Origin of the sequence: Rhodanobacter aciditrophus, from assembly GCF_050026795.1 — a bacterium.
GTDB lineage: Bacteria > Pseudomonadota > Gammaproteobacteria > Xanthomonadales > Rhodanobacteraceae > Rhodanobacter_A.
In genome coordinates, this window is the sequence record NZ_JALBWP010000012.1 from 408,578 (window position 1) to 420,728 (window position 12,151).

Below are 12,151 nucleotides of genomic sequence, written 5' to 3' on the forward strand. Positions count from 1 at the left end.
CGCGTCACTCGTTGGCGACGCCGTGGATCGGCCGGATCGTGCTCCAGCTCTTGCAGCTGGGACATTGCCAGTGGTGCGCCTTGGCGCCGAAGCCGCAGCGGCTGCAGCGGTACATCGCCTGCCCTTCCAGCAGCTTCTTGGTGAGGTCGCGCAGGATCAGGAAGTTCTCGCGCGCCTCGCCCTCGACCCGGTCCATGGTGGCGTCGATCAGAGCCATCAGGCCGCGCACCGATGGACGCTGGCGCAGTTGCCCGGTGAGGAAACCCACGGCCGCGCGCTGGCCGTCGCGCTGCTGGTACAACCGGGTCAGCGCCAGCACCGGCGAGATGCCGTGGTAACGCTCCAGCATCTCGCGCAGGAAACGCTCGGCCCGTTCCATCTGCTGCGAGCAGGCATAGCTGTTCAGAAGCGGCGGCAAGACCTCGGGCACGAAGGCGATGTCCGCGCCGATCGCCGCCTCGTAGGCCTGCACCGCCTCGGCATGCCGCCCTTCCTCCGCATGCAGCCGGCCGGTCAGCATCCATGCGCGCACGCAATCGGGCTGGCAACGGAACGCCTGCTCCAGGTAGTCACGCGCCTCGACCCGCGCGCCGTGCTGGCGCGAACGTTCGGCCAGCTCGCAATAGAACTGCGCGATCATCGGCGCCTCGTCTTCGCCGGTCATCACCTCGAGCCGGCGCGCATGCTCGATCGCCTTGTTCCAGTCGCGCTCGTGCTGGTAGATCGCGATCAGGTGCCGCAGCGCCGAAGGCGCATGGGCGTTCATTGCCACCAGGTCGGCGAACAGTGCCTCGGCGCGATCGAGCAGGCCCGCGCGCATGTAGTCTTCGCCCAGTTCGAGCAGGGCGACGGTCTTCATCGGCTCGGACAGGTTCGGCCGCGACACCAGGTGCTGGTGCAGGCGGATGGCCCGGTCCACCTCGCCGCGGCGGCGGAACAGGTTGCCGAGCGCGAGATGCGTCTCCACCGTGTCGCGGTTGTACTCGGCCAGGCGCAGGAACACCTCGATCGCCTTGTCCTGCTCCTCGTTGAGCAGGTAGTTCAGGCCGCGGAAATAGTCCGAGGACAACTCGTTGACCGCCGCGCCGGAACGCCGCGCGCTGGCACGGCGGGATGCCCACCAGCCCAGCGCGAAGGCGACGGCCGCCAGCGGCAGCAGTGCGTACCAGGGCATCATGCGCCGGCCGTCGTCCTGCCGGCTTCCTTGCGGCGTTGCCGCTGCAGGCGCCGTTGCCGCAGGCTCGTGCCCAGCCACGCGGTGAGCCCCCCCAGCAGCCAACCCAGCACCAGCGCCGCCAGCAACGCCGCCCCTTTGGGCAGTTGCAGGCGCGCAAAGGCGAAGTCGTAACTGACCAGGTCGGCGTTGAGCGCACCCACCACCACGCCGGCGGCGACGAAGAACACGAGGACGAAGATCACGATCAGGCGCATCCGGCGACTTTACCCGATCATCCACGCACGGCGCAGCAGCAAGGCCCGTCCATGCTGCCGTGATTCGGTCATGAAGACAGAAATCTGAAGGGTGCTGCCACGGATGGCCGCCCATTTGATCTTCGCGATCATGGACGATCGCAATAGCTAAAGAAAAAGGCAGGACCGGCTCGCGCCGCCTGCCTCGGTACATCCGTCCTGGTAGGCGTCAGCCGGTGACGGCCTCTTCCAGCCGCTGGTTGACGCGCTCGCGCAGTTCCTTGCCCGGCTTGAAATGCGGCACGTGCTTGCCGGGCAGCGCCACCGATTCGCCGGTCTTCGGGTTGCGTCCCATGCGCGGCGGCCGGTAATGCAGCGCGAAACTGCCGAAACCGCGCACCTCGATCCGCTCGCCCTGGGCCAGCGCCTGACTCATCTGCTCGACCACGCTCTTGACCGCGAGTTCGACGTCGGCAAACGCAAGATGGGTCTGGCGCCTGGCCAGCGCCTCGATCAATTCGGATTTGGTCATGGTCCCCGTGTCCGCGACGTGTGTCCCTTGCGTTGCACGGCGCGGGGCGTCGCCGCCCCGCGCCGGTCCTGCAACGCTTACTCGGCCTTGTTGAGCTGCTCCTTGAGCAGCGCACCGAGCTTGGTCGTGCCACCCGCGGCCGACGAGTACTCGGCCAGGGCTTCCTGCACGTCCTCCTCGTCCTTGGCGCGGATCGACAGCGACAGCTGACGGCCCTTGCGGTCCATGCCGGTGAACTTGGCCTCGACCGTGTCACCCACCTTCAGGTGCTGGGTGGCATCGTCGATGCGCTCCTTGGCGATGTCGTTGGCGCGGATGTAACCCTCCACGCCCTCGCCCAGGTCGATCACCGCCCCCTTGGCGTCCACTTCCTTCACCGTGCCGGTGACGATGCTGCCGCGCGGATGGTTGGCCATGAACTGGCCGAACGGATCCTGCTCCATCTGCTTGATGCCGAGCGAGATGCGCTCGCGCTCCGGATCGACCGCCAGCACCACGGCCTCGATCTCGTCGCCCTTCTTGAAGTTGCGCACGAGGTCTTCGCCGGACATCTGCCAGGAGATGTCGGACAGGTGCACCAGGCCGTCGATGCCGCCTTCCAGGCCGATGAACACGCCGAAGTCGGTGATCGACTTGATCTGGCCGGAAACCTTGTCGCCCTTCTTGTGCATGGCGGCAAAGGCTTCCCACGGGTTGGAGCGGGTCTGCTTGATGCCGAGCGAGATGCGGCGACGCTCTTCATCCACGTCCAGCACCATCACTTCGGTCTCGTCGCCGACCTGCACCACCTTGGCCGGGTTGACGTTCTTGTTGGTCCAGTCCATCTCGGACACGTGCACCAGGCCCTCGACGCCCGGCTCGATCTCGACGAAGCAGCCGTAGTCGGTGACGTTGGAGACCTTGCCGAACAGGCGCGAACCCACCGGGTAGCGGCGCGAGATGTTCACCCACGGATCGTCGCCCAGCTGCTTGAGGCCAAGCGAGACGCGGTTGCGCTCCTTGTCGAACTTCAGCACGCGCACTTCCAGCTCGTCGCCGACGTTGACGACTTCGCTCGGGTGACGCACGCGCTTCCACGCCATGTCGGTGATGTGCAGCAGGCCGTCGATGCCGCCCAGGTCCACGAACGCGCCGTAGTCGGTGAGGTTCTTCACCACGCCCTTGATCACGGCGCCCTCGACCAGGCGCTCCAGCAGCTGCTCGCGCTCGGCGGAGAACTCGGTCTCGACGACGGCGCGGCGGCTGACCACCACGTTGTTGCGCTTGCGGTCGAGCTTGATGATCTTGAACTCGAGTTCCTTGCCCTCGAGGTAGGTCGGCTCGCGTACCGGGCGCACGTCGACCAGCGAACCCGGCAGGAACGCGCGCACGTCCTTGATGTCGACGGTGAAGCCGCCCTTGACCTTGCCGGAGATCATGCCCTTGATGGTCTCTTCCTTGTCGAACGCCTCCTCGAGGTCGTCCCACACCATCGAGCGCTTGGCCTTCTCGCGCGACAGCTTGGTTTCGCCGAAGCCGTCCTCGAGCGCCTCGAGCGCCACCTTCACGTGGTCGCCGACGTTCACCTCGAGGGTGCCGTCTTCGCCCTTGAACTGCTCGATCGGGACGATGCCTTCGCTCTTCAGGCCCGCGTTGATCACGACGACGTCGTTGCGGATTTCCACCACGATGCCGGTGACGATGGCGCCGGGCTTCAGCTTGGCGATGGCCTGCTGGCTCTGTTCAAACAGTTCGGCAAAACTTTCGGTCATGTTGATTCCAGAATGGGAAAGGACGGCTGCGATGCCCCGCGAGGGTCTGCGTCGACAGCGATCCACCGGTTTGGGGTGCCTCGGGAACGTCCTTGCGGGATGTCCGTCGTCACCATGGTTGAGCCCCGGCCGCCACACGGCCGGGGAACGAAAACCGCCGCGCCGCCCCGCTCAGGGCCGCACGACGGCAAGAACTTTTGCGACCACCTCGTCGATATCCATGCCGGTGGTATCCACCAGCACGGCCTCCGGCGCGGGCTTGAGCGGCGCGACCGCCCGCGACGCATCGCGGTGGTCGCGCGCCTCGATCTCGCGCTGGAGACTCGTTAGTGTAACGCTGAGCCCCTTTTCCTTCAACTGCTTATAGCGCCTTCTCGCCCGCTCGGCAGCACTGGCGGTGAGGAACACCTTGTACGGCGCGTCGGGAAAGATCACCGTGCCCATGTCGCGCCCGTCGGCCACCAGGCCGGGCGCCCTGCGGAAGCCCAGCTGCAGCTCCACCAGCGCCTGCCGCACCGGCGCGATCGAGGCGATCGCCGAAGCCGCCGCACCGGCGGTCTCGGTGCGCAGTTCGTCGGTGGCGTCGTGGCCGTTGACCAGGATGCGGGTGTCGCTGCCATCGGCGCTGGGCTGGAAGCGGATCTTCGTGGACTGGGCGCAGCGGGTCACCGCCTCGGCGTCGGACAGGTCCAGCCCCGCCGCCCCGGCGGCATAGCCCACTGCCCGGTACAGGGCCCCGGAATCGAGCAGCCGCCAGCCCAGATGCTCGGCCACCCGCCGGCTGATCGTGCCCTTGCCCGAGCCCGAGGGGCCATCGATGGTCAGCACGGGAACGGGGATGGTTCGGCTCATGACGGGTCCAGGCCAGGCGGAGGCTGGCATGGTATCGCGCCGACCCGTGCGGCATCGCTTACCATGGCGAAATCACGTGCCGCCGATCCGCCATGAACGACCTTCGCCACGCATTCGAACAGGCCGCCGAGGCCGTCAAGCGGCTGGACTACCGCCCCGACAACGACACCCTGCTCAAGCTCTACGCGCTCTACAAGCAGGGTGCGGAAGGCGACGCGCACGGCGAGCAACCCGGCTTCTTCGATTTCGTGGGCACCGCCAAGCACGAGGCCTGGGCGCAGTTGCGCGGCCTCCCGCAGGACGAGGCGATGCGCCGCTACGTCGCCCTGGTCGCGCAGCTGCAGGCCTGAATTCCGGCGGCCGCTTGCACCCGGGCCCGGCAACGGGCACATTCATACGATCGTTTGAACACGGTCGTGCCATGAACTTCCCCCATCTGTTCGCCCCGCTGGACCTGGGACACGTCACGCTGCCCAACCGCATCCTGATGGGATCGATGCACACGGGGCTGGAGGACAAGGCCGCCGACTTCGACAAGCTGGCCGCCTATTTCGCCGAACGCGCCCGGGGTGGCGTAGGCCTGATGGTCACCGGCGGCATCGCCCCCAGCATCCGGGGCTGGCTGAAGCCGTTCGGCGGCCGGCTCTCGATGCCCTGGCACGTGGCGCGCCACCGCAAGCTCACCGCAGCCGTACATGCCGAAGGCGGGCGCATCTGCATGCAGATCCTGCATGCGGGCAGATATGGCTACCACCCGCTATCGGTGGCGCCCTCGCGCATCAGATCGCCGATTACCCCATTCACGCCGCACGCACTCACCGCCCGTGGCGTGGAGCGCACCGTCCGCGACTTCGTGCGCTGCGCCGAACTGGCCCGCGAGGCGGGCTACGACGGCGTCGAGGTGATGGGCTCCGAGGGCTACCTGATCAACCAGTTCATCGCCGCGCGCACCAACCATCGCGACGACGCCTGGGGCGGCGACGCGGCGCGCCGCATGCGCTTCCCGGTGGAAATCGTGCGTCGCACCCGTGCAGCGGTGGGACGCGACTTCATCATCATCTACCGGTTGTCGATGCTGGACCTGGTCGAAGACGGACAGAACTGGAAAGAGATCGTGGCGCTGGCGAAGGCGATCGAGACCGCCGGCGCCTCGATCATCAATACCGGCATCGGCTGGCACGAGGCGCGTGTGCCTACCATCGTCACCAGCGTGCCGCGCGCCGGCTTTGCCTGGGTGACCGGGAAGCTCAAGGGCGAGGTTTCCATCCCGCTGGTCGCCACCAACCGGATCAACATGCCCGAGGTGGCCGAGCGGGTGCTCGCCGGGGGGGCCGCGGACATGGTGTCGATGGCGCGCCCGCTGCTGGCCGACCCCGAGTGGGCGAACAAGGCGAAAAATGGCCGCAGCGAACGCATCAACACCTGCATCGCCTGCAACCAGGCGTGCCTCGACCATGTGTTCCAGAACCGCCGTGCCAGTTGCCTGGTCAACCCGCGCGCCTGCCACGAAACCGAACTGCGGATCGAGCCGGCGACGCAGCGCAAACGCGTCGCCGTGGTCGGCGCGGGGCCGGCCGGCATGGCCTGTGCCGCCACGCTGGCGGAGCGCGGCCATGCGGTCACCCTGATCGACAGGTCCACGGAAATCGGCGGCCAGTTCAACTACGCGAAACGCATCCCGGGCAAGGAGGAGTTCCACGAGACCCTGCGCTATTTCCGCCATCGCCTCGCCGATGCCGGAGTCGAACTGAAATTGGGCCACGAGGCCGACGCCGCCTCGCTGAAGGCCGCCGGCTACGGTGAGGTGGTGATCGCAACCGGCGTGGTGCCGCGGAAGGTGCATTTCCCCGGCAGCGACGACCCCCGCGTGCTCGGCTACCTCGACGTACTCGCCCTCGATCGGCCGGTGGGCGCGCGGGTGGCCGTCATCGGCGCCGGTGGCATCGGTTTCGATGTGGCGGAATTCCTGGTCGAGCACCCACCGTCACCCGCTACCGACGTCGCGCGCTGGTCGCGCGAGTGGGGGGTGGACATGCAGCTCGCGCAACGCAGCGGCCTCGTGCCGCCACAACCTGAAGCACCGCAGCGCCAGGTCTGGCTGCTCCAGCGCAGCGAGGGCCGCCCGGGTGCCAGGCTCAACAAGACCACCGGCTGGGTGCACCGCGCCACGCTCAAGGCCAAGCATGTGGCCATGCTGGGCAAGGTGTCCTACGAGCGCTTCGACGATGAGGGCCTGCACGTCGCCATCGACGGCAAGGCGCAACTCCTTCCGGTCGACAACGTGGTGATCTGCGCCGGCCAGGAGCCGGACCGCCGCCTGGCGGAGGAACTGGCGGACCTCGGCGTCACCGCGCACCTCATCGGCGGTGCCGACGTGGCCGCCGAACTCGACGCGAAACGGGCCATCGACCAGGGGACGCGGCTGGCCTGCCGGCTCTGAATCCACCCGTCCAGCGGCGGAGACATGCATGCCGACCGCCCAAAGAAAACGCCTCGCGAGGCGACGCATCGATAGGGCCCGGGGGGGGGGGTGGCCAGTATCGTCTTCAGCGTCGCTGCGAGGCGAGGGTCACCACCATCGGGGGGAGGGGGAGGATGGTGGGACGGGAGGCATTTTATGAGCGACACGTTCAAGTATCTAATATATATTTAGAACGATATTTATATCGAACTCATATATGTTTGACTTCCGCCAACTGCGCTACTTCATCGCCGTCGCCGAGGAGCTGAGCTTCACCCGCGCCGCGATCCGCCTGCACATCTCCCAGCCGCCGCTCTCGCAGCAGATCCAGGCGCTGGAGCGGGACCTGGGAGTGATCCTGCTGGAGCGCACCAAGCGCAAGGTGGAGCTGACCGAGGCCGGACGGGTCTTCCTGGAACAGGCGCGCCAGATCCTCGCCCAGGCCGAGCAGGCACGCAGCCGCACCCGGGCTGTCGCGGCCGGCCACAGCGGCCAGCTGCGGCTGGCCTACACGCTGTCGGTATCCTTCCACCCCGCCCTGCCACGCGCCCTGCTGCGCCATCGCCAGACGGCGCCCGAGGTGAGCATCCGGTTGTGCGAGATGAACACCGAACCGCAGTTCGCGGCGCTGCTGGCCAACGAGATCGACGTCGGTTTCGTGCGCGACGAGCCGCGCCACATCCAGGACGCGCGCCAGCTGCGGCTGCACGTGCTCGATCGCGAGGCCCTGCTGCTCGCCCTGCCCTCCAGCCATCCGCTGGCCGCCCGCGACGGACTGCGCATGGGCGAGGTGGCCGACGAGGCTTTCGTCACGCAACCGCGCGAACTGGCCGCCACCCTGCATGACCGGCTCAGGACGCTGGCCGGTGAAGCTGGCTTCCAGCCCCGCATCGTGCAACAGGCGCAGCAGATCAACGGCCTGCTGGCGCTGGTGGCTGCCGGCCTGGGACTGGCGCTGGTGCCCGCGACGATGCGGGCAGTGCACCTGGCGGGAGTGAGCTACGTGCCGCTGGCCGACCGCGGGGCCCACCTGCTGTTGGCGGTGGCCAGCCGACTGGGCGATCCCTCGCCGGCGCTGGCGCAATTCCTCGCCACGGTGGAGGAGTCGGCCGACAAGCTCGGCGGCTGATCCGGCGACTTGTCGCTGACGATTCAGCAAGTTATACTTGCGCGCTGACGTTTTTCCGTTTGGTATCAGGAGCTGGCCGTGAAGGTGCTTAACTCGTTGAAGTCCGCCAAGGCGCGGCACCGCGACTGCAAGATCGTGCGCCGTCGCGGCAAGGTGTTCGTGATCTGCAAGAGCAACCCGCGTTTCAAGGCCCGCCAGCGCTGATTCCGGCGCGGCTGGTGCCGACGAAAAGGCCGCGCGATGCGCGGCCTTTTTGTTGTGCGGCTTCCGCGGAGGCAAAGGCCCCGCGGAGGCGGGGCCCTTGCCGGCCGGCTACTCGTAGCGTACGCCGGTGATCTCGTAACGCTTCACGCCGTTCGGCGCATTGAACTCGAAGCTGTCGCCCTCGAGCTTGCCGATCAGTGCACGGGCGATCGGCGACGACACCGCGATCAGGCCCTGCTTGATGTCGGCCTCGAGGTCGCCAACGATCTGGTAGGTGACCTCGGTGTCGCTGTCCTCCTCCGCCAGGTCGACGATCGCGCCGAACACCACCTTGTTGCCAGGGTTGAGGCGCGACACGTCGATCACCTGGGCGGTGGAGAGCAGCGCCTCCAGCTGGGCGATGCGGCCCTCGATGAAGCTCTGCAGTTCGCGCGCGGCGTGGTACTCGGCGTTCTCCTTGAGGTCGCCGTGCGCACGGGCCTCGGCGATCGCGGCGATGATGCGCGGGCGATCCTCCGATTTCAGGCGCTCCAGCTCGGCGCGCAGACGCTCCGAGCCGGCCTTGGTGATGGGGGCGCGAGCGCTCATGCGTTCAGCTCCTTGTGCAGTTCCTGCAGGCTGTGCACGTCTTCGCTGCCGTGGAAATCCAGCGAGTGGACCAGCGCACGCGCGCCCGCGACGGTGGTGGAATAGGTGACGCGCTGCTGCAGCGCCTCGCGCCGGATCGAGAACGAGTCGGCGATCGCCTGCTTGCCCTCGGTGGTGTTGACGATATACACGATCTCGCCGTTCTTGATCAGGTCGACGATGTGCGGGCGGCCTTCGAGCACCTTGTTGATGCGCTCGCAGGCCACGCCGTGGCCATTGAGGTAGGCCGCGGTGCCGGAAGTGGCGACCAGACTGAAGCCGCGGCGCAGCACCTCCTGCGCCACCGGCAGCAGGCGATCCTTGTCGGCATCGCGCACCGACACGAACACCTTGCCCTTCGGCGGCGTCTTGATGCCGGCGGCGTCGTGGCCGCGGGCGAACGCGGCGCCAAAACTGCGGCCCACGCCCATCACCTCGCCGGTGGAACGCATCTCGGGGCCGAGGATCGGGTCCACGTTCTGGAACTTCAGGAACGGGAAGATCGCCTCTTTCACCGAGTAGTACGACGGAATCACTTCCTTCGTGGCGCGCTGCGCCGGCAGCGACCTGCCGGCCATCGCGCGCGCGGCGATCTTGGCCAGCGGCACGCCGGTGGCCTTGGAGACGAACGGCACCGTGCGCGAGGCGCGCGGGTTCACTTCCAGGATGAACACGGTATCGCCCTGGATCGCGAACTGGGTGTTCATCAGGCCGACGACCTTCAGCTCCTTCGCCATCGCCGCGACCTGGCGGCGCATCTCGTCCTGCACTTCGGCGCTGAGCGAGTACGGCGGCAGCGAACAGGAAGAGTCGCCCGAGTGCACGCCGGCTTCCTCGATGTGCTCCATGATGCCGCCGATCAGCACGTTGCCTTCGACGTCGGCGATGATGTCCACGTCCACCTCGACCGCATGATCGAGGAAGCGGTCCAGCAGCACCGGCGAATCGTTCGAGACCTGTACCGCCTCGCGGATGTAACGCGCGAGGTCGGCGTCGTCGTACACCACCTCCATCGCGCGGCCGCCGAGCACGTAGCTGGGCCGCACCACCAGCGGATAGCCGATCTCGCGTGCCAGCGCCAGCGCCTCGTCGGCATTGCGCGCCGTGCGGTTGGGCGGCTGGCGCAGGCCCAGCTTCTCGATCATCTTCTGGAAGCGCTCGCGGTCTTCGGCGAGGTCGATCGAGTCGGGCGAGGTACCGATGATCGGCGCGCCCGCGGCCTCCAGCGCACGCGCCAGCTTCAGCGGGGTCTGGCCGCCGTACTGCACGATCACGCCCTTCGGCCTCTCGACATCGACGATCTCCAGCACGTCCTCGAGCGTCAGCGGCTCGAAGTACAGGCGGTCGGAGGTGTCGTAGTCGGTGGAGACGGTTTCCGGGTTGCAGTTGACCATGATGGTCTCGAAGCCGTCCTCGCGCAGCGCGAGTGCCGCATGCACGCAGCAATAGTCGAATTCGATGCCCTGGCCGATGCGGTTCGGGCCGCCGCCGAGCACGACGATCTTGTCGCGGCCGGTCGGATTCGCCTCGCACTCTTCCTCGTAGGTCGAGTACATGTAGGCAGTGGTGGTGGCGAACTCGGCGGCACAGGAGTCCACGCGCTTGTACACCGGGCGCACACCCAGGGTATGGCGCAGATGGCGCACGGAAGCCTCGTCGGAACCGGTCAGCTCGGCAAGGCGCCCGTCGGAGAAGCCCATGCGCTTCAGCTCGCGCATGCGGGCTGCGTCCAGCGCGGCGATGCCCTGAGCCTGCACTTCGTTCTCGGCCAGCACGATGTCCTCGAACGCCGCGAGGAACCAGGGGTCGACGCGGCTGAGGCCGTACACCTCTTCCAGCGAAAGGCCGGCACGGAAGGCGTCGGCGAGGTGGAACACGCGGTCGGGCCGCGGCTCGCGCAGCTCACGCTTGAGCGTGGCCAGGCCCTCGTCGGTGCCGATGTCCAGCCCCGTCGGGTTGAGCCCGGTCTTGCCGATCTCCAGGCCGCGCAGCGCCTTCTGCAGCGACTCGTGGAAGCTGCGGCCGATCGCCATCACCTCGCCCACCGACTTCATCTGGGTGGTCAGGCGGGCGTCGGCCTGGGGGAATTTCTCGAACGCGAAGCGCGGAATCTTGGTGACCACGTAGTCGATGGTCGGCTCGAACGACGCCGGGGTGAGGCCGCCGGTGATGTCGTTCTTGAGCTCGTCCAGCGTGTACCCCACCGCCAGCTTCGCGGCGATCTTGGCGATCGGGAAACCGGTGGCCTTGGAGGCCAGTGCGGACGAGCGCGACACGCGCGGGTTCATCTCGATGACGACCACGCGGCCGTTCTCGGCGTTGATGCCGAACTGCACGTTGGAGCCGCCGGTGTCCACGCCGATCTTGCGCAGCACCGCGATAGAGGCGTCGCGCAGGCGCTGGTATTCCTTGTCGGTGAGCGTCTGCGCCGGCGCCACCGTGATCGAGTCGCCGGTGTGCACACCCATCGGGTCGAGGTTCTCGATCGAGCAGACGATGATGCAGTTGTCCGCGGTGTCGCGGACCACTTCCATCTCGAACTCCTTCCAGCCCAGCACCGACTCCTCGACCAGCACTTCGTGCACCGGCGAGAGGTCGAGGCCACGCTTGACGATCTCCTCGAACTCCTCCTTGTTGTAGGCAATGCCGCCGCCCGAACCGCCCAGCGTGAAGCTGGGGCGGATGATGGTGGGGAAGCCCACCTTGGCCTGGATCTCCACCGCCTGCTCGAAGCTCCTGGCGACCTCGGCCTTCGGGCAGTCCAGGCCGATCTCGGCCATCGCCTGCTTGAACAGCTCGCGGTCCTCCGCCATGCGGATCGCGTCGCGCTTCGCACCGATCAGCTCGACGTCGTACTTCTCCAGCACGCCGTGGTCGGCGAGGTCGAGCGCGCAGTTGAGCGCGGTCTGCCCGCCCATCGTCGGCAGCACCGCGTCAGGCCGCTCCTTGGCGATGATGCGCTCCACCGTCTGCCAGTTGATCGGCTCGATGTAGACCGCATCGGCGGTCTCCGGGTCGGTCATGATGGTGGCGGGGTTGGAGTTCACCAGGATCACCCGGTAGCCCTCCTCCTTCAGCGCCTTGCAGGCCTGTGCGCCGGAGTAGTCGAACTCGCAGGCCTGGCCGATGACGATCGGGCCGGCGCCGATGATGAGGATGCTCTTGAGGTCGGTACGCTTGCCCAT

The 12,151-nt window shown here is 67.4% G+C and carries 11 protein-coding genes and 1 pseudogene; 4 read left to right on the forward strand and 8 right to left on the reverse strand.

Features of this window, described 5'->3' with window-relative positions; translation table 11 throughout:
• Nucleotides 1-4: 4 nt before the first annotated feature.
• From lapB to cmk, 6 genes and pseudogenes are all read right to left on the reverse strand, one after another.
• A complete protein-coding gene (lapB, locus tag ACQGNW_RS14890; RefSeq protein ID WP_426664006.1) occupies nt 5-1,177 on the reverse strand; it encodes a lipopolysaccharide assembly protein LapB in 1,173 nt (390 codons plus the stop codon).
• Nucleotides 1,174-1,431: a lipopolysaccharide assembly protein LapA domain-containing protein gene (locus ACQGNW_RS14895; RefSeq protein WP_426664007.1), complete on the reverse strand. Its 258-nt coding sequence runs from the start codon at nt 1,429-1,431 to the stop codon at nt 1,174-1,176. The genes lapB and ACQGNW_RS14895 overlap by 4 nt, the downstream gene beginning before the upstream one ends.
• Nucleotides 1,432-1,440: 9 nt before the next feature.
• Nucleotides 1,441-1,563: a hypothetical protein gene (locus ACQGNW_RS14900; protein ID WP_426664008.1), complete on the reverse strand. Its 123-nt coding sequence runs from the start codon at nt 1,561-1,563 to the stop codon at nt 1,441-1,443.
• A gap of 76 nt (nt 1,564-1,639) precedes the next feature.
• A pseudogene (locus ACQGNW_RS14905) lies at nt 1,640-1,948 on the reverse strand (integration host factor subunit beta); the annotation flags it as partial.
• A 71-nt stretch (nt 1,949-2,019) separates the two neighbouring features.
• A complete protein-coding gene (gene rpsA / locus ACQGNW_RS14910) occupies nt 2,020-3,693 on the reverse strand; it encodes a 30S ribosomal protein S1 (RefSeq protein ID WP_426664009.1) in 1,674 nt (557 codons plus the stop codon).
• Nucleotides 3,694-3,864: 171 nt separating this feature from the next.
• On the reverse strand, nt 3,865-4,545 hold the full coding sequence (gene cmk, locus ACQGNW_RS14915) for a (d)CMP kinase (protein ID WP_426664010.1): 681 nt from the start codon (nt 4,543-4,545) through the stop codon (nt 3,865-3,867).
• 92 nt (nt 4,546-4,637) lie between these two features.
• On the opposite strand from cmk, the gene ACQGNW_RS14920 reads away from it, so the two are divergent.
• The 4 genes from ACQGNW_RS14920 to ykgO all read left to right on the forward strand — a co-directional run bounded on the left by ACQGNW_RS14920 (nt 4,638) and on the right by ykgO (nt 8,339).
• Complete coding sequence (locus tag ACQGNW_RS14920) at nt 4,638-4,895, forward strand: acyl-CoA-binding protein (protein WP_426664011.1); 258 nt, start codon at nt 4,638-4,640, stop codon at nt 4,893-4,895.
• A gap of 71 nt (nt 4,896-4,966) precedes the next feature.
• The gene (locus tag ACQGNW_RS14925) at nt 4,967-6,985 is read left to right on the forward strand and encodes an FAD-dependent oxidoreductase (RefSeq protein WP_426664012.1); all 2,019 of its coding nucleotides are present in this window, start codon (nt 4,967-4,969) and stop codon (nt 6,983-6,985) included.
• 238 nt (nt 6,986-7,223) lie between these two features.
• Nucleotides 7,224-8,135: a LysR substrate-binding domain-containing protein gene (locus ACQGNW_RS14930; protein ID WP_426664013.1), complete on the forward strand. Its 912-nt coding sequence runs from the start codon at nt 7,224-7,226 to the stop codon at nt 8,133-8,135.
• A gap of 78 nt (nt 8,136-8,213) precedes the next feature.
• The gene (gene ykgO, locus ACQGNW_RS14935; protein WP_007080705.1) at nt 8,214-8,339 is read left to right on the forward strand and encodes a type B 50S ribosomal protein L36; all 126 of its coding nucleotides are present in this window, start codon (nt 8,214-8,216) and stop codon (nt 8,337-8,339) included.
• A 108-nt stretch (nt 8,340-8,447) separates the two neighbouring features.
• Here ykgO and greA read toward each other — a convergent pair whose 3' ends face one another.
• Together greA and carB are read right to left on the reverse strand one after the other, a co-directional pair.
• Nucleotides 8,448-8,927, reverse strand: coding sequence for a transcription elongation factor GreA (greA, locus tag ACQGNW_RS14940; protein ID WP_426664014.1), 480 nt, complete (start codon nt 8,925-8,927; stop codon nt 8,448-8,450).
• Nucleotides 8,924-12,151, reverse strand: a complete 3,228-nt coding sequence (gene carB, locus ACQGNW_RS14945; protein ID WP_426664015.1) for a carbamoyl-phosphate synthase large subunit — start codon at nt 12,149-12,151, stop codon at nt 8,924-8,926. Before carB ends, greA begins: the two co-directional genes overlap by 4 nt.